Origin of the sequence: Salinimonas chungwhensis DSM 16280 (genome assembly GCF_000378185.1) — a bacterium.
GTDB lineage: Bacteria > Pseudomonadota > Gammaproteobacteria > Enterobacterales > Alteromonadaceae > Alteromonas > Alteromonas chungwhensis.
Genome location: NZ_KB899391.1, coordinates 59,338 through 82,671 on the forward strand (window position 1 = coordinate 59,338; position 23,334 = coordinate 82,671).

Here is a 23,334-nt window from a genome sequence, read left to right on the forward strand (position 1 = left end):
TAACGGTGAGCCACCAGGGCTGCTTATTCATTTTTGATAAAGGAAAACTAGCTAATGTTTATTGACCACACAATCCTCGACCTTATTTTGAAAGGTCTTATTTTAACTGCGTTAGGTATGTGTTGGGTGGTTGTCCTTGTGCGCATCAACGGCCTGCGATCCTTTTCAAAAATGACAAATTTTGATTTTGTGATGACTGTTGCGGTTGGCTCGTTATTGGCCGGGGCCAGTCAGTCACAAAACTGGGGGTCATTTGTGCAATCTCTAATCGCTATGATGGCACTTTTTCTTGTTCAGTATGTAACAGCGCGTATCCGCAAAAAATCAGATCGCTTTGAGTTACTGATGCAAAATCAGCCAGTTCTTCTAATGCGCGATGGCGAAATTATTGACGCCGCATTAGAACAAACCCGAGTAGCCAAAAGTGATCTCATTGCCAAACTCAGGGAAGCCAATGTGTTAGAAATGTCCAGTGTTCGCGCTGTCGTACTGGAAACGACAGGCGATATATCTGTTCTTCACGGTGAGCATTGCAGCGAAAAAATACTTCAGGGGACACAGTCTGTAAACTAAGACCGCTTTCGGTTAACCCCCTAATTCGTGCTTTGTGAGTGAATAAAATTTGATCTGGGTCAAGTTACGATATAAACTTTCAGAAACTTCTGAAACTTTATAAAGAAAATAATCATGACGCCAATTGTCACATCTGCTGTTTTGCATTTTGGAGAAATGGGTAGCCGGTGGGGTTTCAACCGTACGGTTGGCCAGATGCTCGCTCTGATTGTATTAAATGATGAGCCGCTGGCTGCCCAGGAAATCGCTGATGCGCTTAATATTTCACGTGGCAATACCAGCATGGGGCTTAAAGAGCTGCAATCATGGCGGCTTATCAAACAGCAGCATGTGCCCGGCGAACGTAAAGAGTTTTTTGTCCCTGCCGGTTCAATCTGGGTGCTTGCCAATCGTGTTTTTGAGGAGCGTCGAAAACGAGAAATCGATCCCACGCTGACATTACTCAGAGATTTGATGCTCGATGACCCCGCGCATGAAAACGATGCGCAGGTTCAGCACAAGCTGAATGAAATTCATGATCTGCTGGAATCTGTCACAGCATGGTCGCAGGAGTTACAACATTTGGGGCCAGAAAAGCTGAACACACTGATGAAGCTGGGCTCTGGCGTAGGACGGATTCTGGATTTAAAAGACCGAGTTTTACCCACTAAGGGTGAGTCACAAAGTTAGGAGGGTGTTATGGACGCCTTTATTTTATCCCGGCTACAATTTGCACTGAATATCAGTTTCCACATACTATTTCCTACCATTACCATCGCATTAGGATGGTACCTTTTTTACTTTAAGTTACGTTCTAATATATCAGGTCATCCGGTGTGGATGCGCATGTACCGGTTCTGGGTGCGTGTTTTTGCCCTGACGTTTGCATTAGGCGTAGTCAGTGGTGTGACGATGTCTTTCCAGTTTGGCACCAACTGGCCGGGCTTTATGGAAAAAGCAGGGAATGTGGCCGGGCCGCTTCTGGGCTACGAGGTGCTCACCGCCTTTTTCCTCGAGGCTACCTTTTTGGGCATTATGCTGTTCGGTATTCGGCGCGTACCCAACTGGCTGCACACCCTGGCGACGCTGATTGTTGCGTTTGGTACTACGGTATCCGCATTTTGGATCTTGTCCTTAAATAGCTGGATGCATACTCCTCAGGGCCATGAGATTGTAGATGGTGTTATTTACGCCAGAGACTGGAGCGAGATAATCTTCAATCCATCTTTTTCCTATCGGTTTGCCCATATGCTGTTAGCCTCAGGATTGACCGCAAGCTTTCTTATCGCTGGCTTATCGGCCTATCGTATCTTCCGTGGTGACGATAAAATAGCCCCCAGACTGGCGTTAAAAACTGCCACTTACACTGCTGCGGTGCTTATTCCACTTCAAATCTATGCCGGTGATCTGCATGGCTTGAATACATTAGAACACCAACCACAAAAAGTGGCTGCGATGGAGGGCATCTGGGAAACCGAACAGGGCGCCCCCTTACTGCTATTCGCAATCCCTGACGAGGAAAGTAAAACTAACCACCTTGAAATCGGCATTCCCCGGGGAGCCAGCCTGATACTCACCCATTCACTGGATGGTGAAATAAAAGGGCTAAACGAGTTTGAGGGCGAACATCCGCCCGTAGCACCGGTCTTTTTTGCCTTTCGGGTTATGGTAGCAATAGGCTTGTTAATGCTGGCCTGTGCCTGGCTGGGAAGTTTTTATCTGTATCGAAACGGTACATTGCCTGGCTGGCTCAATAAAGTATTTATGGGCATGAGTTTTAGCGGCTGGATTGCCACTCTGGCAGGCTGGTACGTGACAGAAATCGGCCGCCAACCTTATTTGGTCTATGGCGTGATGAAAACCCAGGACGCAGTCACCGGTTTACCGGCTGGTAACGTTGCTTTCTCATTTGCACTTTATGCAATAACGTATGCTGTACTGCTGTTTGCGTATATGGCAACGCTGACACTTATGTGTCGCCGCTCGGTAGAAATTGAAGAAATTACCAGTGAAGAGCGAGAAAAAGCCAAAGCCACCAAAATTTCGCCGCTTGGCGCTTAGGAGCTGACTATGCCATTTGAAAGTTTGTCCATTGAAACTCTGGGTGATATTTATATTGGTCTGCTTGCCTTAGCCATATTACTTTATGCCATTCTGGATGGCTACGACCTCGGTGTCGGGGTATTGCTGCCACCGCGCGAAGAAGCCTTTCGTGATGACATGATAGCGTCCATTGGACCTTACTGGGATGCTAACGAAACCTGGTTGGTGCTAGCTGTCGGACTCCTGCTGTTTGCATTTCCCGATGCGCATAGCGTAATCTTACAGACGCTATATCTGCCGGCGACGCTTATGCTGTTAGGGTTAATTCTGCGCGGTGTATCGTTTGATTTCAGAGCCAAGGTGGCGCAAGTAAAAAAGCGCCGCTGGGATCTGAGCTTTAAATACGGCTCTTTACTCACCACCCTGGCCCAGGGTTACATGCTGGGTATCTGGGTAACCGGTCTGCGTACCGATTGGTGGGCGCAGGGGTTTGCCCTGCTGGCAGCATTCGGTCTGACCGCAGCCTATGCGTTTATAGGGTCGTGCTGGTTGATCTTAAAATCAGAATCGGCCTTGCAGGAAAAAGCTATTTACTGGGCCCGACGCGGCCTCGTAGTGTTATCGATTGGTATCATTGCGGTAAGCATCGCCAATCTGACACTTCACGAGAATGTGCGTGAGTTATGGCTGACCTCTCACTGGGGCTTTGTGCTGATGGCGATACCCATTGCCTGTTTTTGTTTATTGAGCTTTTGCGGTGTTATCTTAAAGCGTATGCCTGCAACTAATGGCAAAGGTGAAAAATTGCCGTTCATGATTGCCATGACCGTGTTTATTCTTTGTTTTACCGCTTTTGGTCTGAGTTATTATCCATTTGTAGTGCCCGGCCAGATGACCATCGCCGACGCGATCAGCGACGCCAACTCACTACGCTTCTTATTGGTAGGGGCGGTAATCGTGGTGCCCTGCATTCTGGCCTATACCTTTATGGTGTACAGAATATTTGCGGGCAAGGCAGAAAAACTCACCTACTACTAATCAGTCGCACAGGCAGCACCCGCTGCCTGTGTTGCCTGTCAGAAAAATGCCTGAAGACCTGTTTGGGCGCGCCCCATTATCAGCCCGTGAACATCGTATGTGCCCTCGTAGGTATTGACGGTCTCAAGATTCAGCATATGCCGCATAATGTGATATTCGTCGGCAATTCCATTGCCGCCATGCATATCCCTGGATTTTCGCGCAATATCCAGAGCTTTTGCGCAGTTGTTGCGTTTTACCATAGAAATCATGGTCGGGTCGAACTGGCGGTTATCGATGAGTCGGCCTACCCGCAATGACGCCTGAAGGCCCAGTGTAATTTCGGTTTGCATGTCTGCCAGTTTTGTTTGAAAAAGCTGAGTCTGGGCGAGTGGACGACCGAACTGATGACGGTCAAGACCGTATTGTCGCGCGGCATGCCAGCAAAATTCTGCCGCTCCCATAGCGCCCCATGAAATGCCATAGCGGGCCATGTTCAGACAGCTAAAGGGCCCTTTTAACCCTTTAACTTCAGGTAACATGTTCTCAGCCGGGACAAAGACATCTTCCATCACAATTTCGCCGGTAATCGACGCTTTTAGCGATAATTTTCCGGTTATCTCAGGCGTGCTTAAGCCGCTCATGCCACGCTCTAATAGAAATCCCCGAATAGTGTCATCTTCCTCAGTATGCTTTGCCCACACCACAAAGACATCGGCAATGGGTGAATTAGTGATCCACATTTTGCTGCCATTTAGCTTAAATCCGCCATCGACCTTTGTTGCCCGGGTTTTCATTGCAGCAGGATCGGAGCCGGCATCCGGCTCAGTTAAGCCAAAACACCCTATCCACTCGCCGGAAGCCAGCTTTGGCAAAAATTTTTCTTTTTGCGCAGTTGAGCCAAATGCGTTTATGGGATGCATAACCAATGACGACTGCACACTCATGGCGCTGCGATACCCGCTATCGACACGCTCGACTTCACGGGCAATCAGACCATAGGTAACATAATTGACACCGGGACACCCAAACCCTTCAATAGTGGCGCCCAACATCCCCATCTGACCAAACTGCGCCATGATACCCCGATCAAAAGTTCCATCCCGGTTAGCCTGCAAAATGCCAGGCTGCAGTGTCTTTTGACAAAAGGCCCTGGCCGATTCACTGCTCATTCGCTCATCATCGGTAAGTTGTTCATTAAGTAGCAATAAATCATCCCAGTGCGAAAGCGGCGCAGCCATGGGCAAGACTCCTTTAAAAAATAAAAGTAAATTGTAGATAAAACCAGTCTGTTAGCTGCTTACTGAGTCGCCAACCAGAGCGACTATATATGCCAACCTGCATATAGGGTGCTGGGCAGCGATCAGCGCCATTATGGTTTGTCGGCGGCGTTGCTGGGCGGTGTATCGCCGCCAGGCTGCTGATGCATCCACCACGGCGAATTATAGTCTACCTTTTCAGATGGTATCTGCATGCTGTAAGGCGGTGCAAAGGCGCGTTTAAGCAGGTTCTCATATTCTTTATCTTTAAACACCAGACGTCTCTCGGCTTGGTACTGCTCCAACAGCCGGTGATAAGCTTCAACAGGATACCGCGGGTTTTGCTGGGTGAAAATTACGGTGCCACCGAATTCTTCATAGAGCTTTTTTTCCACCTGCCAGAACCTTACCTGCTCTTTGGCGATATCTGTAAAGGAGCGGCTACTGTCCTGACTGGCCTCATAGTGTTGGCCGAATTTCTCTTTAAATGCTTCGACCAGCGTTTCATCAGCGTTGATGTCATGCTGCTGTGAATAGACATTTAATACCCGATTCAGGACCTGTTCCATGAATTTATTATGGCGTAAGCGAGAAAGTGCCAGCTGCTTGCTGACCGACATTGCCTGGGCCGCCTCTGCCAGCTCGGCTTTGGTTGGTGATACATCGGAAAGCATCACCGGCTTTTCATCCACGATCGCCAGGGTTCTTTCCTGCGCCTGCGCGACTGCAAAAAACAAGAATCCTGCTAAACATAGTGTAAGCCTGATAATGACCGTGTCGTTCTTCATGAAACCTCGCCCCATCGCTAACCATCCATTGTAAGAGTAGTTAGCATAGGGAAAAATCGGCATACTGTCATTGCCTTTTCATTTATCTGAAGATCCACTGGAATTTATGCTTTACATCGTTACCGGACAGCCAGCCGTTGGAAAATCTACCTGGACAAGGGCAAAAGCAAAGCAAACAAAAGCGTGTTTAATTGATATTGATACAGTGTTCGAACCTGTTATTGAAGCAGGTCTTTCTCTGGCTGGCCTGGATCGTCATGATCGTGACAGCGCCACCTATAAAGATGCTTTCCGGGAGCCTGTGTACAACGCTATGTATCAAAGTGCCCGGGCCAATCTGAGGCAAGTGCCGGTAGTGCTGTGCGCCCCGTTCACAAAAGAGTTAAGGGATCCTGAATGGAACAATAAACTGATTAAGCAATTTGAATGTCAGGTGGTGATTTACTGGCTTAGCGCACCGATAAGTCAGATCCGTTCACAAATGGAAAAGCGTGGAAGTAGCAGAGACAGGCTAAAACTAGAAGATTGGGATGCGTATCAGCGCTATTTTGTCGAAGAAACGCCAGAATGTGATTATATACACGTGGATATGAGCAAAAAAAACGGCAGCTAATGGCTGCCGTCTCAACGTTTTACAGTGCTTGAACGTTAGCTGCCTGCAAGCCTTTTTGGCCCTGCTCGACTTCAAATTCTACGCGCTGACCTTCATTCAGGCTTTTATAACCTTCTGAAACAATTGCACGGAAATGAACGAAAACGTCCTTATCGCCGCTATCTTGTGTCAAAAAACCATAACCTTTGTCAGCGTTAAACCATTTAACGGTACCTGTAACTTTAGACATGTAGACCTCAAATCTCTCTTAAAACTTCGCTTTCGCGTATCACTTTGTATCGCCTTTAAATGGGGACGAGTTATTTGGGTCTTACTTTGGAATGAACAAACCACTAACCAGAAGTTACAGGCGTAACCCGAGTTATTTATACATCAACGCAAAAAACAAAAATAAACACGTCTTTTTAAAGACTTTAGCCGAATGGCAACAACTACTATAGCAGGTATTTGGGAAATTCAAAGCAAAATAGAATGCAAACAACATTTATCACAAAAATGTCATTTCTCCCTGATTTTACTGTTTAAATTTACGATGTACCTTACGCCATGATTGCCACCAGCAGGCCATACCACCCAGTGCTGTGACAACTGGAAAGCCCCAGTGTAAATTGTAAATCGGCAATAACGCAGCCACAATAATCAGCGTCGCGCCAACAATTGCATAATGGGTAGCGCGGGTATTATTAACCTGCACAGCAATCAACTGCTGATGCTCTTTTTGCTGTTGCAGAGGCAGCTCTTTTAGTTGTTGCAAACTGTCATGCAACAGATCTGGCATATCCGGCAGTTTTTCCGACCAGAAAGGTAAGTTAGCTTTTACCTTGGTCATCATCGCCTTGATACCAATCTGCTCTTTCATCCAGTTTTCTAAAAAAGGCTTAGCGGTTTTCCATAAATCCAGTTGCGGATAAAGCTGTCTGCCCAACCCTTCGATGTACAACAGAGTTTTTTGCAGCAAAACCAATTGGGGCTGCACCACCATATTGAAACGACGTGCCGTGTTAAACAGCTGCAACAGAACATGGCCAAAGGAAATTTCGGCCAGCGGCTTTTGAAATATTGGCTCACACACAGTACGTATTGCCATTTCAAATTCGTCGATATTGGTATCTCTGGGCACCCATCCCGAATCAGCATGTAACTGAGCAACTTTGCGATAGTCACGATTGAAAAAGGCGACAAAATTTTCCGCCAGATACCGTTTATCTTCTTTATTCAGGGTTCCCACAATACCAAAATCAATGGCGATATAGCGCGGCTCTGAGGGGGTTTCGGTACCAACAAATATATTGCCCGGATGCATATCAGCATGAAAGAAACTGTCACGGAAAACCTGCGTAAAAAACACTTCAACGCCGCGCTCTGCCAGTTTCTTCATATTGGTATTCTGTGCCAGCAGTGCATCGACGTTCGAGACCGGAATACCATAGATGCGTTCCATAACAAGCACATTGTGACGACAATAATCGCTGTATATATGCGGGATATACAATGCATCTGACTTTTCAAAATTATGCCGCAGTTGTATGCCATTGGCAGATTCACGTAATAAATCCAGCTCATCCACCAGGGTTTTCTGGTATTCGGTCACAACCTCAACGGGGCGCAGGCGTTTACCATCTGGCAGCCAACGCTGTACTACCTGTGCCAGAGAAAATAGCAACTCCATGTCTGCATCAATGGTGGCGCGAATATCAGGGCGTAAAACTTTTACTACTACATCCTGGTCATCATGCAATTTGGCAGCGTGCACCTGAGCAATAGATGCCGAAGCCAGCGGCTCTACATGAAATTCTTTAAAAAGTTCGCTGAGATCATGTAACTGTAGCGATTGTTTGATAATTTTCTGGGCAGCGTCGGAAGGAAAAGGTGCCACCTTATCCTGCAACCTGGCCAATTCATTGGCAATATCCGGGTGCAGCAAATCCCGACGAGTAGAGAGCATTTGACCGAATTTTATAAATACCGGCCCCAGAGACTGTAACGCCATCGTGATGCGAACGCCCGGTGGCTCATCTTTGTGTTGATTGCGAATCCAGAAAATGGACTTACGCAACAGCCTTGCGTACCACGGCATCCAGCGATCAGGAATAAGATCATCCAGACCATGCTGAAGCAACACCTTGTTAATTTGATACAAGCGAAATATTTGCATGTGAGGAAAAACTACTGATTCTTCTCAAGTAAACTGAGTCTGGCTTCAAAGCGCTGAACATCGTCTCGCAATGCGTCAACTTCGTCATTAAAATGCATTACAGCAAGTTTGCTAACGGCGATATCCTTTTCCTCGGTCAGTGCGTTACCCAGCCCGGCCTGCAGCCGCCGGCCAAATGCAGCAAACTGCTGGCGGAATTTTTGTGCGCTGGCAAATGCTTCATGAGCCGGCACATCACCCGTATAACGGGCAAGCTGCTCTTCCCAGTCAATATCCAGTTGCTGAAATAGCGCCGCGGTTTGCTGCGCGATACTTAGCTCGCCCTGCAACTGTAGCTTATCTGCGCGAATTAGCCGGGTTATCTGACTGGTTTGCGTCAATGAAGGCAGTACATCTAGACTGGTTTTGATGAAACAGCTCTCCCCATCCTGATGTACGCATACATCTTCAAAAGAATGTGGCTCTGCTAAAACATCGATTCGCGTGGAAAAAACCAGTGTAATCCCAACGGGAAGCTGTTCAATAAAAACGCTCAGTCGTTTGCCTGCCAACGGCACCAGGCGTTGGGCGCTATCTTCATCAAGTGCAATCAGTCGATTGAGCAGCGTCTCGGCAGTGGCAGTAAATAAGGAGGCTGCTGGCATTAAAATTTATACCCTCGATGCAATGCTACAATCCCCCCGGTCAGATTGCTGTAATCACACTGCTCGAAACCTGCCTGTTCAAACATACCCTTGAGTGTTTCCTGGTCCGGATGCATGCGAATACTCTCAGCCAGATAGCGGTAACTTTCAGCGTCACTGGCTACCATCTGGCCCATGCGCGGCAGGATATGAAATGAATACATGTCATAAATTTTGGACAGATGTTCTGAGGCGGGTTTTGAAAACTCCAGTACCAGTAAACGGCCACCGGGTTTAAGCACACGGTAAATAGAGTTAAGTGCGTTTTGCTTTTCTGTGACATTGCGCAGGCCGAACGCCATGGTTACCACATCAAAGGAATTATCAGGAAACGGCAGCGCTTCAGCGTCGGCCTGAACATAATCAATATTACTGACCAGTCCCTGATCCCGAAGTTTGTCACGCCCTACCTTCAACATCGATAGATTGATATCGGCCAGTGTCACAGAGCCGGTGGGCCCTACCAGGCGCGAGAACTTAGCCGTCAAATCGCCGGTGCCGCCGGCAATATCCAGCACTCGATGCCCGGCACGCACTCCGGCACAATCAATGGTATAGCGTTTCCAGAGACGGTGAACACCAAATGACATCAGGTCATTCATCACATCGTATTTCGCCGCCACAGAATCAAACACATTAGCCACCAGCGATGCTTTTTGTGACTTATCCACTTGCTTAAAACCAAAATGAGTCTGTTCTGTAACCGATTCGTCCATGTTCTGCGACGCGTCATCCCGGCTTTGTGTATCGCTCATACCGTTCCTGTAAACCTGTTATCTGATGGGTATGAAGTGTAACCAATATCGTGCAGCAGCAACAGCCATTTACTGTGAAATTAGCGCAATATGCGGTTTCTTACGCGCTGGTCGCCTCACCGGTTATTGCTGCCCCAGCTATAAGACAGAATCTGGCTGAGTTCAGACAGTGATAAACCGCTTTGCTCATGCCACTGGAAAAACTGGGCATTCATAGCCCGCAGACTCTTCTGGCTTTGCAGCGTGCCGTCGATTACCTCATGTTTGCGCAGATAATCTTCATTGTCTTGGGACATGATGAAAGTATCCACTCCCATTGCTCGCAGCATGTAGGGCCCGGTATTTCCGCCCAGACGAGCACCACGCTTTTTCAGAGTCTGCCACAGACCAGTGATATCTGCCTTATCAATTTGCGCCAGATATTTCCCGAAACCGCCATACTCACGACTAATATCGGCAACCATCATGGCATTGTCTCTGACTGTCATCACCTTTTTATAGTTTCTGACAATCCTCTCGTCGCTGGCTTTGCGTTCCAGCATTTCATCGGGCATCAACAGAATTTTCTCGATATCAAAACCGAAAAAGACCTCCTCAAATGCCGGCCACTTTTGCTCGATCACCCGCCAAACAAACCCGGATTTAAAAACTTGTCGGGTCATAGCGGCCAGAAACCGATCATCAGGGATGTTAGCAACCTGAGAAGGTGGTAATGGTTGACGAAGCAGAGCCTTGAGCCCCGCTTCCCCACCTTTTCTTTCACAGGCCCGCCGATAGATAGTATCGAAGGATTCTGCCGCCATTACTGATTGATTCCGCTATGGCGCAATAATGCATCTACCCGGGGTTCGCGACCTCTGAATGCCACAAACAAGTCCATGGGCTCGCGACTGCCTCCCATCTCAAGAATATTGTGCAAGAACGATTTGCCTGTTTCCCGGTTGAAGATACCGTCTTCTTCAAATTTGCTGAATGCATCACTGGAAAGGACTTCTGCCCATTTATAGCTATAGTAACCGGCTGCGTAACCACCAGCAAAAATGTGCCCGAAACTATGCTGGAAGCGATTGAAAGACGGTGGTGTGATGACGGCCACTTCTTTGCGCACCTCATCAAGAATCGCCTGTACATCAACCTCTTTGCCATCTTGCTGATGCAGTAAAAAGTCAAACAGACTGAATTCCAGCTGTCTGGCCATTTGCATTGCCGACTGGAAATCCCGGGCTTTAAGCATTTTATCCAGCAAGTCTTTGGGCAGAGGTTCTTCTGTTTCATAATGACCAGAAATAAAGCTCAACGCTTCTTCTTCCCAGCACCAGTTCTCCAGAAACTGGCTTGGCAGTTCCACCGCATCCCATGGTACACCATTGATGCCCGAGACCCCGGCCACTGACATTTTGGTTAGCATATGATGCAGGCCGTGGCCGAATTCATGAAACAGAGTCAGCACTTCATCATGGGTAAACAGGGCAGGTTTGCCGCCTACCGGCCCATTAAAATTACAGGTCAGATAGGCTACAGGAAGCTGCACTTCGCCGTTTGGAAGCTCCCGGCGTACCCGACATTCGTCCATCCATGCGCCACCGCGTTTATTGGCGCGGGCGTACAGGTCAAAATAAAAGCTACCACGCAGTGCATCCGCTTCATCAGTAATAGTGAAATAGCGAACATCTTTGTGCCAGGTATCTACGCCAGGCTGTTCAACAATCTTCAGGCCGTACAGCCGATGAACTACTTCAAACAAGCCTCGCAATACCGTCTCTTCTGGAAAATACGGACGTAGCATCTCATCTGAGATCGTGTATTTTTTCTGTTTAAGCTGCTCGCTGTAATAAGGAATATCCCAGGCATTGAGCGTATCTACACCCTGTTCTGATGCGAATGCTTCCACTTCCGCCAGGTCTTCCCGGGCCTGAGGTAATGACTTATCGGCCAGATCCCGGATAAACCCGACGACCTGCTCGGTAGAATTTGCCATTTTAGTGGCCAGTGAGCGCTCGGCGTAGTTATCAAAACCAAGCATTTTTGAGGCTTCGGTGCGCAGCGCCAGAATTTCATTAATAATTTCTGTGTTATCCCACTTGCCACCGTTTGGCCCTTCAGCTGATGCCCGGGTGGCAAACGCGCGGTACATTTCTTCACGCAAAGCACTGTTTTGTGCGTATAACATTACCGGCAGGTAGGAAGGGATATCCAACGTAAATAACCAGCCATCCAGCTCTTTGTCTGTAGCCGCCTGACGGGCTGCATCCAGCGCCGACTCGGGAAGCCCTTCAAGCTCAGACTGGTCGGTAACATGTTTAGTCCACCCCATGGTGGCATCCATAACATTATTACTAAATGTAGAGGAGAGCTCTGAAAGTCGCGCACTGATCTGTGCATAGCGGGTCTTTTTATCTTTGGGTAAGGCCACGCCCGATAAGGTAAAGTCACGGATTGTGTCTTCAATATACTTCTGACGCTGCTCATCCAGGGTCTTAAATTCATCACTTTGGCGCAGTGATGTGTAAGCCTGATACAATCCTTCATGCTGGCCCACCCAGGTGCCGTAATCCGATAATAGCGGCAAACAACTGTCGTGTGCTTCACGCAGCGCATCGCTACTTACTACAGAATTCATGTGTGAGACCGGTGACCACATCTTGCCCAGGCGGTCATCAACCTCTTCTACTTTTCCCACAACATTGTCGTAGCTGTAGTCGCCTGAAGCTACCACCTCTTCAATTGTCGCTTTACATGTTTCGATAGCTTCTTCGATCGCCGGCTTTATTTGGGCCGGGGTTATTTGCGAAAAAACAGGAAGTCCGTCGACCAGTTTGATGGCAGGTTGCGTCATTGATGTCTCACCTTTTTTGAATGGTATGGAGAGAATGTAGGGCCTGAACCAGCAAAAACAAGGCCGCAGTCAGATATCAGTCAGTTTAACCGGATGCTGACTGATTCACACACCGCCTTCGGGTTACACCACATAGCGGTAACTTGCGTTTATTACCAGCGAGCAAATTTCCCACGGACTACTTATGTCCTTCGCTATGTCCCTTCGCATAGTGGTAGCGCATGGTTCTAAACAACACCACGCCTGTCAGTACACATAACTCCTACCCTGCCGTTATTACATTTGCGTAAGGCTAATCCTGTTGTAAGTGAAACAGGTATACCCTGTAGCAGTAAATTTTGAGCAGTGGCTGGTAACATGCCAGAATACCCTGACTCCACTAATACCTAACAGGATACCAATGCATAAATTCGATTACATCTGTATAGGCGGCGGCAGCGGTGGCATCGCGTCTGCCAACCGGGCTGCAAAACACGGCAAAAAAGTTGCGATTATTGAAGCGAATCTAATCGGCGGCACCTGTGTTAACGTTGGTTGCGTTCCCAAAAAAGCCATGTGGTTTGGCGCGAACGTTGCTGAGGCTATCAATCGATATTCAGAAGATTATGGGTTTGATGTTTCAGTGAATCATTTTGATTGGTCTGTATTGGTGGCCAACCGCCGGGCCTACATACAGCGAATCCATGCCTCCTACGGCAAGATGATGGCCAAAAATGAGATTACAGTAGTAAACGGTTACGCCACCTTTGTGGACAAGAACACTATTGAGGTTAATGGTGAGCAATATAGCGCGCCGCATATTACCGTCGCCACTGGTGGTCACCCACGCTTACCGGATATTGAAGGCGCTGAGTATGGCATTGATTCTGACGGCTTTTTCGAACTGGATCAGCAGCCTAAACGGGCGGTTGTGATAGGGGCGGGCTACATTGCGGTAGAGCTGGCCGGGGTACTGCACAGTCTGGGCACAAAAACAGATTTAGTGGTGCGCCATCATGCTCCGTTACGGCATTTCGATCCAATTATCCATGAAACGCTGGTGGACATTATTGAAGATGAAGGTCCAACCCTGCACAAGCAATCTGGCGTTGAAAAAGTGGAGAAGCTGGACAGTGGCGAGTTGAAAGTTCATCTAACCAGCGGTGAGGCATTAACTACCGACTGTTTGATATGGGCAATCGGACGTGAGCCTTCTTCGGCGAAACTTGGCCTGGATAAAGCCGGTATCAAAACCGATGACAAAGGGTTTATCAAAGTGGATAAATATCAAAACACCTCCACTAAAGGCGTGTATGCGGTGGGTGATATTACCGGCCAGATAGAATTAACACCGGTGGCGATTAAAGCGGGCCGCCTGTTGAGCGAGCGCTTGTTTAACCAGCAAAAAGACGCGTATATGGATTATTCGCTCATTCCCACAGTGGTATTCAGCCACCCGGCTATTGGCACCATCGGCCTGACTGAACAGGAAGCCAAGGACAAATATGGCGAAGACGATATTACTGTTTATTCCTCGTCCTTTTCGGCAATGTATACCGCTGTGACTCGTCATCGCCAGCCTACCAAGATGAAACTGGTATGTCAGGGTGATAATCAGGTCGTGGTAGGGTTACACGGCATCGGCCATGGTATGGATGAAATCCTTCAGGGCTTCGCTGTGGCAATGAAGATGGGGGCAACAAAAGCCGATTTTGATGCCTGTGTGGCAATTCATCCTACCAGCGCGGAAGAATTTGTTACGATGACCTAAAGAAATTCGCGCTATAAAGATACTGCGGCTTCCCGCAGTATCTTTTTCTTTCTCGGCTTAAACGCCTTTTCTGTGTTGTCTGTCCCACTCTTTCTGTGCATTTTTTGCATTGCTCAAAAATACCCGATACCTTTAGGCATTACATTCGCAAAGTCTGGATTATAACAATGATAATTACTTTTCGTCGTTCGGTCCTTGCGCTTGCCTTAGGCGCAACACTGAGCTTTTCGGCTACGGCACAGGATGAGAAAAAAGAAGAATGGGATGTGCTTAATCCACCTTTTTCTTTAAATGAAGTTACCATCAATACCGACCAGACCACCTGGTCCAGTCTGTCAATTTCACCTGATGGCACCTACATGGTATTTGATATGCTCGGCGATCTTTACAAAGTCGGCATGGATGGGGGCAAGGCGACCGCCCTTACGGCCGATTTCGGCTGGAACATCGAACCGGCTATCTCCCCTGATGGCAGCGAAATTGCTTTTATTTCAGACCGTGGTGGTATCTCTAACATCTGGGTGATGGACAAAAACGGTGAAAATCTGCGCCAGGTGTCGCAGGAGAAAAACAACCTGATTCATTCACCCAAGTGGAGCCCCGATGGTAATTATCTGGTAGCGACTAAGGGAATCATGTCCAGTCGCAGTATCCCGGCCGGTGAAATCTGGATGTATCACAAAAATGGCGGGGACGGCTTACAAATTAAAGCGCGGGTGAACGGTAAAAACGACCAGCAAAACATTGCTGATCCGGCGTTTTCCCACGACGGCAAATACATTTATTACACCCAGAATACGCTACCCGGTGCACAGTTTGAGTACAACCGCGATCCCCTGGAAGGTATTTTTGCCATCACCCGCTATGACCGGGAAACTGGCGAGGAAACCCGCTTTATCAGCGGTACCGGCGGCGCGATTGTCCCTACCCCCTCACCGGATGGCAAATACGTTGCCTTTATCCGGCGGGTTAAAAATAAAACCGGCCTGTTTCTCAAAGACCTGAAAACCGGCGAAGAAAAGCCTCTGACACTGACTCTCGAGCGCGATATGCAAGAAGGGTTTGGTTCAGAAGGCTACTACGCCTACTTCGACTGGATGCCGGATTCTAAGTCAATTGTTTACTGGACAGGCGGCACCTTCCACAAGATAGACATTGATTCCAAAGAAATTGCTGATATTGGCGTATCGGTGAGCGCTACTAAACAGTTTGCTGATGCCCTTCGCTTTGATGTGGATGTGGCACCTGATGAATTTGATGTAAAAATGATCAGGTGGTCACAAAAATCACCGGATGGTCAAACAATGTTGTTTCAGGCACTGGGCAAACTTTATATAAAAGATCTTAAATCCGGCAATACCCGTCGCCTGACCCAGCAAAATGAGCATGATGAGTACTATCCTCGCTATTCTGCTGACGGAAAGACTGTGGTTTACACTACCTGGCATGACAAAAAACTGGGAGATGTTCGCACGATTCCTGCAACGGGTGGCGATAGTCAGGTCATCAGCACCGAGCCGGGCCACTATGTCGAACCGAGCTTTTCCACCGATGGTAAACAAGTGGTCTGGCGAAAATTTTCCGGTGGTTATTTACTGGATCCCAAATACTCACTCGAACCAGGCTTGTATGTTAAATCGCTGGACGGCGGCGCAGCCGTTAACGTTTCCTCTACAGGCACTCAGCCACATTTTGCCGGTGATAATACCCGGGTATTTTTCACCGAATCAGTAGGCGGTACGCCCTATCCTGAAACGCAGCTGTCCAGTGTTAATTTGCAGGGAAATGACAAACAGGTTCATTTGTATGGCGCAGATAAAGTTAGCGAATATCGTTTATCTCATGACAAAAAGTGGATCGCCTTTGTACATCAGTTTAAAACCTACGTTGCCCCTTATGTAACCAATGGCCAGAAAATCACCCTGGCGCCGGACATGACTTCGCTGCCGGTTAAGCAAATTTCATCACGCGCCGGCGAGTACCTCACCTGGCGGCAGGATAACAACGCTGTAGGCTGGTTTCATGGCCCTCATTATTATGAATACGAGCTGGATAATGCCTTTACTCCCGGCGCAGCGAACGCCGAGGCTGAACAAGCCAAGGCCAGTCGTACCGATCTGTCATTCAGTGTTAAAGCTGATAAGCCCAAGGGTATCAAAGCATTTGTGGGCGGAGACATAGTTACCATGCGCGATGCAGATAATCGTCAGGAGGTAATTAAAGACGGTGTGGTACTGATTGAAGGTAACCGCATTAAAGCCGTAGGCCGAAAAGGCGAGATTAGTATTCCGGATGATGCTATGCGCATTGATACCACCGGTAAAACAATTATACCGGGCCTGGTGGATGCTCACGCTCACGGAGCGCAGGGCCGCAACGAAATTATTCCACAGCAGAACTGGGGGCAGTTTTCCAATGTAGCATTTGGGGTAACCACCATTCACGATCCGTCCAACGATACTACGGAAGTGTTTGCGGCCTCTGAGCTGCAGCGGGCCGGTGAAATTGTTGCACCGCGTATCTACTCCACCGGTGCGATCCTGTATGGCGCAGAGGCCCTGGGCTACAAGGCTATCGTAAATGATTACGAAGATGCCTACTTTCATGTCCAGCGCCTCAAAGATGCCGGCGCAATATCGGTAAAAAGTTATAACCAGCCAGCGCGTTCACAGCGCCAGCAAATTCTTTGGGCCGCCAATAAACAGCAGATGATGGTGGTGCCTGAAGGTGGCGGTAAACTTCAGCAAAACCTGAGTATGCTGACCGACGGTCACACTGGTCTGGAGCATAGCCTGCCGATACCCAAAGGCTACAGCGACGTGACTCAGCTATGGAAAGCTTCCGAGTTTGGCTATACGCCTACTTTTGTGGTGTCTTACGGCGGCATGATGGGTGAGGAGTACATGTACGACCGCACAGAGGTATGGAAAAATCCTCGACTGCTTCGTTACACGCCTTCATTCCTGCTGGATAGCCGCGCTATTCGTCGGCCTACTGCGCCGGATAACCAGTACAACCATGTGCAGGTAGCAGAGTACGCTAAAACATTGCGTGAAAATGGTGTGAGCGTGCACATTGGCGCCCATGGCCAGCGTGAGGGTCTGGCGGCGCACTGGGAAATGTGGTTAATGAGTCAGGGCGGTTTCACACCGTTTGAGGCTCTGCGCGCAGCGACCATCGACGGTGCCACTCATCTCGGTATGGGTAAAGATATCGGCAGTATCGAAAAAGGCAAACTGGCAGATATGGTTGTGATTGACGGCAACGTGCTCAACGACATCCATCGTAGCGAATTTGTGGAATACACCGTCCTTAACGGACGTGTGTACGAAGCAGCGACAATGAATGAACTGGGCAATAAAACACCGCGCCAGAAATTCTTCTTTGAAGACGATAACAAAGCATTCATGCCCGAAGAAACCGCCACACAGATACGTGAGAAGTCTCACAAATATCATTGGCAGCATCACTAATTAGTACTCTGTATAAAAACACTTAACTCTTAAAAAGGTCATCCTCAGGGTGGCCTTTTTCAATTTTCCTACCCTTGTGCAGTGTTAGCCGCTCATCAAATTTGACCATAGTGCGAGTCGTTTTTTGCAAATTGATTCGGCGATCGGTGACCGTCCTTCCTGGGGCCTCCTCGGTGTAATTGTCACAATTCGGACATCTGCTGTTAATTTACGGACAAACCGCGCAAATACTGACCTGCCAAAGAACCTGGACCGGTTTGAATAATGGCAACCTGCCTCCCTTTGCTAAGGTTAGTCACGTCGAAATGATTTCGGCGATGCACTACTCAGTCATGCTGCAAAGCACTGGAACGGACCCCGGATTGAGTGAGTGCATATTCGGCAAGTCAGAACACGCGGTCGGTCAGGAAGGTAGTATGGAAGCTGCCACGGAGATCGAAAATCAGCATGGATGTGAGCCCGTGTTCTGACAATCCACTTTGGCTTATCTACCGAGACCACAGGTATGAGAAAAGGACTATTCAGAGAAGAAGTAATTGCGGCGCAGGGACAGCGTTTGCACGGTGAGGTGATGATAACCCCTTCTGGCACCGCACTGATAAGCTGTATTTTTATTGCCGCATGGGCAGCATTGGTGATTACCTTTCTGTCTACGCAAACCTACAGCCGCCAGGCCACCGTAGCCGGATGGCTGGAACCCGATTCAGGCGTATTGCGCGTATTTGCTGATCAGCCATCGGGTGTCATCAGTAAAGTGTTAATAAAAGACGGTCAGTCAGTGAAACAGGGCCAGCCGCTGGTGATCATTGATAGTCAGACCGCATTGCCATCCGGTGCCTCTGCCCAGGCGACCATTGCCGCTGAGTACCGCACTCAGTATATGATGCTGGAACAGCAGGTAAACCATACCAAGTCGTTACATAAGCATCAGCTGCAGAATCATGCCCAGGCTATCGCGGCATATAATGAAGACATACATCAGCTTACTATCATGACCGAGACCGCCTCCGAGCAGACTGAACTGGCCAGAGCCAGGTATCGCAAACTGCAACCACTGGCGGGCGTGCATGTACCCCAGGCAGAGGTTGATAATGCTTATGCGCAATTACTTCAGCATATCGCTGCCCGCCAGGAAAAAGAGCGTCAACTTTCCAGGTTGCAACAAGAGCTAAAGCAAAAGGAGTTGGCCTATACCAGTTTACAGGTGGAACGGGATGAGAACCTCGCCATTTTGCGCAGCAGAATGAGTGAGGTAAACCAGAAAATCACGCAACTGGAGAGCCAGACCAGGTTTGTCGTGACCGCTCGTAATGACGGCATTGTCGCAAATCTTAGTGCGCGCGAGGGTCAGAATGTCAGTACTCAGCAGCCATTGCTGACATTGCTGGCGCCTGATGCAGAAATTGAGGCACATTTTGTGGTGCCGGTTCGCTCAGCAGGCTTTATTCGGGACGGGCAGACGCTGGATATTCGCTACGATGCTTTTCCTTATCAAAAGTTCGGAATGCATCAGGCCATTGTCAGCCGTATTTCCGATACCGCCCTGCTCCCTTCCGAATTTGCGTATTTGCCCGTAGCTGTGAAAGAACCGGTATATCTGGCTCGAGCCAGATTAAAAGCACAACAGCTGACTGCTTATGGGGCATCCATAAAGCTTCGATCAGGAATGACATTTTCGGCAGACGTAAATCTTAGTGAGCGCACGTTGATGGAATGGCTGTTAGAACCACTTTACAGCCTTAGCGGGAGACTTGTCTGATGTTGATAAACTCCTTAACCGCTCTGTCTCTGTTTGGTCAAAAAAAGGTGCCGGTGGTCCATCAGGCTGAATTATCAGAATGCGGCCTGGCGTGTCTTTGCATGATCAGTCAGTTTTATGGCAATCAGCAGGATTTAACCGTCTTCAGACAGCAATTCGGTCTTTCCAGTCGGGGACTGACACTCCAGGAAATAATGAAAATGGCCCATGAATGCCATTTCAGCACGCGTGCTGTAAAACTTGAGCTGGAAGACCTTGGGCAATTGCAATTACCGGCAATCCTGCATTGGGATATGCAACATTTTGTGGTGCTGACGAAAGTGACTGCAGATAAAGTTACAGTCAACGACCCGGCTGTGGGGGAGCGAATACTGACCATTGCCCAGGCCAGTAAACATGTGACCGGGATAGCGCTTGAGCTACACCCCTCCCGGACGTTTAAAACGACGCCACCGGGCTCGTCACTGAAGCTATCCCATTTCTGGGAAAAAGCCAGAGGACTTAAGCGCAGCCTGGGTCTTATACTGGCACTTTCTGTCTTGCTTCAGCTGTTTTCGCTGGCCTCGCCATATTATATGCAAACCGTGATTGATGATGTCCTGTTACGCGGAGCTGAAGATTTGCTGCTGGTACTCGCACTGGGCTTTTTACTGTTGCTGATTATCGAAGGCGCCACCAGCTTGCTGCGGGAGTGGGTAATTCTCGGCCTGTCTTCTAAGCTTCAGTTACAGATATCCAGTCATCTGTTTCATCATCTGCTGAGCCTGCCTGCAGATTTCTTCTCCAAGCGTCACCTGGGCGATATTGTGTCGCGCTTTGGTTCGCTGAGCCACATTCGCGATCAGTTGACCACCGGCCTAGTCACAGCATTACTGGACGGCGTAATGGCCGTGTTAATGATGGTGGTTATGTGGCCGCAGTTAACGCTTATTGTCGCTGCCAGTGTGGGGCTGTTCGCCCTGGTCAGAGTGGCAACTTACCATACATTAAAAGCGCTAAACACTGAGCAACTTCAGAATCAGGCCAAAGAGCAAACCCATTTTATGGAATCCATGCGTTCTATTCAGACCATCAAACAGCTTAGTTATCAGGCGCAGCGTCATAACCAGTGGAGCAACCACCTGACCACAACGCTAAATACGTCGATTCGTATCGGTAAGCGTGAAATGAGTATTTCGGTAATCAACCAACTGATTTTTGGCCTCGAAAATATCCTAGTTATATATTTTGCCGCCCATGCGGTCATGGATACGCTGATGACAGTGGGCATGCTATACGCATTTATAAGCTATAAAACAAAATTTACCGGCGCCGCTGCCAACCTTATTAATCAATTAATTCAGCTTCGACTGCTACGGGTCCACTTATCCCGTTTGTCGGATATCGTCTCCACTCCGGCTGAAAAACTCAACAACAGTGTGCCGGCACTTGAAAATCACCCTAGTCGGCAGCCCGGATTACTGGTGCGCAACTTAGCGTATACATTTTCGAGCACCAGTTCACCGGTCTTTGCCAATATTGATCTGACCATCAGGCCCGGTGCCACTGTGGCTATAGTGGGAGGCAGTGGCGTGGGCAAAAGTACGCTGCTTAAATGTCTGATGGGTATGCTCACCCCAACAGAAGGTAGCGTGAGTTACTACAATCATAATGTATGTCAGTCCGCGTGGTTCAGGCAACACACCGCTTCGGTGTTACAGGATGATAGTTGCCTGAGTGGGTCGATTATGGATAACCTCACAGGATTTGATGATACCCCGTGTCACCAGCGCATGCAGTGGGCTGCTCAGATGGCCTGTCTGGCTGAGGATATTGCCGCTATGCCAATGCAATATCAGACATTAATAGGTGACATGGGCAGTGCACTGAGTGGCGGCCAGCAACAGCGATTACTTCTGGCCAGAGCGTTGTATCGTCAACCTGAAGTTTTGTTTCTTGACGAAGCTTCCAGCCATCTGGATGTGGTTAACGAAGCCCGAATTAACCAAAACCTTAAAGCACTTTCTATTACCCGAATCATTGTGGCGCACCGCCCAGAAACCATTGCGATGGCCGATGAGGTCTATCTGCTGGAAAACGGATCGTTACGCCCCATTGAAAAACCGCAGCAAAAAGCTGTACCTGCATTTTACCCTCAAGGAGGAACCTATGCTTAATCAACATTCTACGGCAAACACGCCAGCGCTGAGTCTCGATGTTCTTTCAAAACGTGAACTCCAGGTCGTTCATAAAATTCTGGAAGGACTGCCGAATAAAACTATAGCGGCACAGCTGTTTATCAGTGAGCGCACGGGCTGTTAAAGACAAGTTGATACTAAGTGGACAACATGCATAGCCTATAAATTATCGTCTCTGGCGACGTCCACCTCTGTCCATCAATTTCTATATCAAGTCGAAAAAAAAATGGAATTTTGTCCATCTCTCACTGCTAAATATACGATTAAGGAGTAACTTTAAATGATTGAAGCTGAAGGAAATTACTATTGGGCAGTTTGCCCAGCGGAAACTGATAAAATTCTAATTGTCGAAAAAGTTGACAGAGGATATTTTCTTATGGGTTGTGAAGAAATTTACGCTCCTTCCCAAGTACGAGTTATTTCTGCTGCTATACCTCCCCCGCTCCTTTTGGAGAACTAGCAATATCCGGAATTTATTGTCATTGTATGATAGTCTTAAGGTGAAGAGTACGGGACTTTCGAATCCGACAAGCATTGAATTCAAGAAAAAAGATCAGACAAGAATGACCATAGGGTTTTGTATTGGTACTGGAATTGCGGCCATCTTCTTTGTATTAGGGTGGGCAGTTTCTCACGTCGGCCTTAAAAAGAGAGATGATGATTAAGCACAATCCAAAATAATAATTAAAGGCTAGATTTGTGGGAGTTTCCACAAAATTACTCATTGAGCAAGATTGCCAGTGATGAGGATTTCATTATGCCATTGATTTTAAAGGATTATTAAGCTCAGCATTTTTCATGACCTGTCCGATTTTTAATTTTTAGCTCTCAAATCCACAAAAAATGGCCCTAAAAACTCTTTAGCACTAGATGTTTTACAGTGCACAATTGATCGAACACAGTATCTTCTGAGATAACGCAGTATGGGATTAGTATCCTTTTTTTAAAGGCGCCTCCTCTAATTAGTTACACCCACAATTAGAGGTTTCGGCCAGTTCATGCTTGGTTAAATATTCCCATGATGTCAGATCGTTCAGGTTTATACCCCAGGATTCCTGCCATTTGTTAGAAGCGAACACTTGCTGCACTCATAAATGGAGCAGGCGTCCGACGGCCGAAGAGAGTGTGTGTGAGTAGTATAGTTTGATCCCGGTTCAGCACATATACGGTAGCATTCATTTCAAAAATGGCACTGTTAAAAATAAAGTTTCATACTCGCACTTTGCCACTTGCAGGGTCGGTATCCAGCGATAGGAATAAAGTCTCATACTGAACGAGTTATTTTGCAGCGAGGAGCGAAAGCGCCGAATGTGCTATAACCAGTCCCTCGCCCTCGCTTAGGAGAGGGTCTCCTTCGCACGTGAAGCGGACCTTCACGACTTAGTTTTTCAGCTTCAACTATGAGCGAAAAGCAGACATATTGGAAATTTTTTGATAGTCTGGACTAACGTTTTTTTCCACCCAAAGTGGACGT

At 48.0% G+C, this 23,334-nt stretch carries 20 protein-coding genes; 12 read left to right on the forward strand and 8 right to left on the reverse strand.

Features of this window, described 5'->3' with window-relative positions:
- Positions 1-54 precede the first annotated feature (54 nt).
- From F458_RS0117240 to F458_RS0117255, 4 genes are all read left to right on the forward strand, one after another.
- Complete coding sequence (locus tag F458_RS0117240) at positions 55-573, forward strand: DUF421 domain-containing protein (RefSeq protein ID WP_018984690.1); 519 nt, start codon at positions 55-57, stop codon at positions 571-573.
- A gap of 114 nt (positions 574-687) precedes the next feature.
- Positions 688-1,242, forward strand: coding sequence for a GbsR/MarR family transcriptional regulator (locus tag F458_RS0117245; protein ID WP_018984691.1), 555 nt, complete (start codon positions 688-690; stop codon positions 1,240-1,242).
- Between the two features lie 9 nt (positions 1,243-1,251).
- Positions 1,252-2,613 carry a cytochrome ubiquinol oxidase subunit I gene (locus tag F458_RS0117250; protein ID WP_018984692.1) on the forward strand — a complete coding sequence of 454 codons (1,362 nt, stop codon included), beginning with the start codon at positions 1,252-1,254 and terminating at the stop codon, positions 2,611-2,613.
- Between the two features lie 9 nt (positions 2,614-2,622).
- Complete coding sequence (locus F458_RS0117255; RefSeq protein ID WP_018984693.1) at positions 2,623-3,633, forward strand: cytochrome d ubiquinol oxidase subunit II; 1,011 nt, start codon at positions 2,623-2,625, stop codon at positions 3,631-3,633.
- 38 nt (positions 3,634-3,671) lie between these two features.
- Here the strand turns inward: F458_RS0117255 and F458_RS0117260 are convergent, their stop codons facing one another.
- Positions 3,672-4,853 carry an acyl-CoA dehydrogenase gene (locus tag F458_RS0117260; RefSeq protein ID WP_018984694.1) on the reverse strand — a complete coding sequence of 394 codons (1,182 nt, stop codon included), beginning with the start codon at positions 4,851-4,853 and terminating at the stop codon, positions 3,672-3,674.
- A 131-nt stretch (positions 4,854-4,984) separates the two neighbouring features.
- Entirely contained in the window at positions 4,985-5,722 is a 738-nt protein-coding gene (locus F458_RS0117265; RefSeq protein WP_018984695.1) for a hypothetical protein, read from the reverse strand.
- 43 nt (positions 5,723-5,765) lie between these two features.
- Between F458_RS0117265 and F458_RS19820 the strand changes: the two genes are divergently transcribed.
- Entirely contained in the window at positions 5,766-6,272 is a 507-nt protein-coding gene (locus F458_RS19820) for an AAA family ATPase (protein ID WP_018984696.1), read from the forward strand.
- Positions 6,273-6,291: 19 nt separating this feature from the next.
- On the opposite strand, the gene cspE is transcribed toward F458_RS19820, so the two are convergent.
- From cspE to prlC, 6 genes are all read right to left on the reverse strand, one after another.
- Complete coding sequence (cspE, locus tag F458_RS0117275; RefSeq protein WP_018984697.1) at positions 6,292-6,501, reverse strand: transcription antiterminator/RNA stability regulator CspE; 210 nt, start codon at positions 6,499-6,501, stop codon at positions 6,292-6,294.
- 285 nt (positions 6,502-6,786) lie between these two features.
- A complete protein-coding gene (gene ubiB / locus F458_RS0117280; protein WP_018984698.1) occupies positions 6,787-8,427 on the reverse strand; it encodes a ubiquinone biosynthesis regulatory protein kinase UbiB in 1,641 nt (546 codons plus the stop codon).
- A gap of 11 nt (positions 8,428-8,438) precedes the next feature.
- Positions 8,439-9,071 carry a ubiquinone biosynthesis accessory factor UbiJ gene (locus F458_RS0117285; protein ID WP_018984699.1) on the reverse strand — a complete coding sequence of 211 codons (633 nt, stop codon included), beginning with the start codon at positions 9,069-9,071 and terminating at the stop codon, positions 8,439-8,441.
- On the reverse strand, positions 9,071-9,865 hold the full coding sequence (gene ubiE, locus F458_RS0117290; RefSeq protein ID WP_018984700.1) for a bifunctional demethylmenaquinone methyltransferase/2-methoxy-6-polyprenyl-1,4-benzoquinol methylase UbiE: 795 nt from the start codon (positions 9,863-9,865) through the stop codon (positions 9,071-9,073). The genes F458_RS0117285 and ubiE overlap by 1 nt, the downstream gene beginning before the upstream one ends.
- A 116-nt stretch (positions 9,866-9,981) precedes the next feature.
- Positions 9,982-10,668, reverse strand: coding sequence for a DNA-3-methyladenine glycosylase I (locus tag F458_RS0117295; RefSeq protein WP_018984701.1), 687 nt, complete (start codon positions 10,666-10,668; stop codon positions 9,982-9,984).
- Positions 10,668-12,701, reverse strand: coding sequence for an oligopeptidase A (prlC, locus tag F458_RS0117300; protein ID WP_018984702.1), 2,034 nt, complete (start codon positions 12,699-12,701; stop codon positions 10,668-10,670). The genes F458_RS0117295 and prlC overlap by 1 nt, the downstream gene beginning before the upstream one ends.
- A gap of 400 nt (positions 12,702-13,101) precedes the next feature.
- On the opposite strand from prlC, the gene gorA reads away from it, so the two are divergent.
- The 7 genes from gorA (at position 13,102) to F458_RS0117335 (ending at position 22,320) form a co-directional block, all read left to right on the forward strand.
- A complete protein-coding gene (gene gorA / locus F458_RS0117305; RefSeq protein ID WP_018984703.1) occupies positions 13,102-14,451 on the forward strand; it encodes a glutathione-disulfide reductase in 1,350 nt (449 codons plus the stop codon).
- A 167-nt stretch (positions 14,452-14,618) separates the two neighbouring features.
- Complete coding sequence (locus F458_RS0117310) at positions 14,619-17,924, forward strand: amidohydrolase family protein (protein ID WP_018984704.1); 3,306 nt, start codon at positions 14,619-14,621, stop codon at positions 17,922-17,924.
- 179 nt (positions 17,925-18,103) lie between these two features.
- Positions 18,104-18,394, forward strand: coding sequence for a hypothetical protein (locus F458_RS0117315; RefSeq protein WP_018984705.1), 291 nt, complete (start codon positions 18,104-18,106; stop codon positions 18,392-18,394).
- A gap of 35 nt (positions 18,395-18,429) precedes the next feature.
- Positions 18,430-19,683 (forward strand): HlyD family secretion protein, encoded by a 1,254-nt coding sequence (locus F458_RS0117320; protein ID WP_018984706.1) that lies wholly within the window; start codon positions 18,430-18,432, stop codon positions 19,681-19,683.
- The gene (locus F458_RS19825) at positions 19,683-21,839 is read left to right on the forward strand and encodes a peptidase domain-containing ABC transporter (RefSeq protein WP_018984707.1); all 2,157 of its coding nucleotides are present in this window, start codon (positions 19,683-19,685) and stop codon (positions 21,837-21,839) included. The genes F458_RS0117320 and F458_RS19825 overlap by 1 nt, the downstream gene beginning before the upstream one ends.
- Entirely contained in the window at positions 21,832-21,984 is a 153-nt protein-coding gene (locus tag F458_RS20560) for a LuxR C-terminal-related transcriptional regulator (RefSeq protein WP_018984708.1), read from the forward strand. The genes F458_RS19825 and F458_RS20560 overlap by 8 nt, the downstream gene beginning before the upstream one ends.
- Positions 21,985-22,140: 156 nt before the next feature.
- Positions 22,141-22,320, forward strand: a complete 180-nt coding sequence (locus F458_RS0117335; RefSeq protein WP_018984709.1) for a hypothetical protein — start codon at positions 22,141-22,143, stop codon at positions 22,318-22,320.
- The last annotated feature ends 1,014 nt before the right edge of the window (positions 22,321-23,334 follow it).

Bases quoted from the DNA above. Each gene is read 5' to 3' on its own strand.
- F458_RS0117295 (WP_018984701.1), bottom strand. From the start codon at position 10,668: ATGGCGGCAGAATCCTTCGATACTATCTATCGGCGGGCCTGTGAAAGA.
- F458_RS19825 (WP_018984707.1), top strand. From the start codon at position 19,683: ATGTTGATAAACTCCTTAACCGCTCTGTCTCTGTTTGGTCAAAAAAAG.
- F458_RS0117240 (WP_018984690.1), top strand. From the start codon at position 55: ATGTTTATTGACCACACAATCCTCGACCTTATTTTGAAAGGTCTTATT.
- ubiB (WP_018984698.1), bottom strand. From the start codon at position 8,427: ATGCAAATATTTCGCTTGTATCAAATTAACAAGGTGTTGCTTCAGCAT.
- F458_RS0117260 (WP_018984694.1), bottom strand. From the start codon at position 4,853: ATGGCTGCGCCGCTTTCGCACTGGGATGATTTATTGCTACTTAATGAA.
- cspE (WP_018984697.1), bottom strand. From the start codon at position 6,501: ATGTCTAAAGTTACAGGTACCGTTAAATGGTTTAACGCTGACAAAGGT.
- F458_RS0117285 (WP_018984699.1), bottom strand. From the start codon at position 9,071: ATGCCAGCAGCCTCCTTATTTACTGCCACTGCCGAGACGCTGCTCAAT.
- F458_RS0117255 (WP_018984693.1), top strand. From the start codon at position 2,623: ATGCCATTTGAAAGTTTGTCCATTGAAACTCTGGGTGATATTTATATT.
- F458_RS0117335 (WP_018984709.1), top strand. From the start codon at position 22,141: ATGATTGAAGCTGAAGGAAATTACTATTGGGCAGTTTGCCCAGCGGAA.
- F458_RS19820 (WP_018984696.1), top strand. From the start codon at position 5,766: ATGCTTTACATCGTTACCGGACAGCCAGCCGTTGGAAAATCTACCTGG.
- F458_RS0117320 (WP_018984706.1), top strand. From the start codon at position 18,430: ATGAGAAAAGGACTATTCAGAGAAGAAGTAATTGCGGCGCAGGGACAG.
- F458_RS0117245 (WP_018984691.1), top strand. From the start codon at position 688: ATGACGCCAATTGTCACATCTGCTGTTTTGCATTTTGGAGAAATGGGT.
- F458_RS20560 (WP_018984708.1), top strand. From the start codon at position 21,832: ATGCTTAATCAACATTCTACGGCAAACACGCCAGCGCTGAGTCTCGAT.
- F458_RS0117310 (WP_018984704.1), top strand. From the start codon at position 14,619: ATGATAATTACTTTTCGTCGTTCGGTCCTTGCGCTTGCCTTAGGCGCA.
- gorA (WP_018984703.1), top strand. From the start codon at position 13,102: ATGCATAAATTCGATTACATCTGTATAGGCGGCGGCAGCGGTGGCATC.
- F458_RS0117265 (WP_018984695.1), bottom strand. From the start codon at position 5,722: ATGCCGATTTTTCCCTATGCTAACTACTCTTACAATGGATGGTTAGCG.
- F458_RS0117250 (WP_018984692.1), top strand. From the start codon at position 1,252: ATGGACGCCTTTATTTTATCCCGGCTACAATTTGCACTGAATATCAGT.
- ubiE (WP_018984700.1), bottom strand. From the start codon at position 9,865: ATGAGCGATACACAAAGCCGGGATGACGCGTCGCAGAACATGGACGAA.
- prlC (WP_018984702.1), bottom strand. From the start codon at position 12,701: ATGACGCAACCTGCCATCAAACTGGTCGACGGACTTCCTGTTTTTTCG.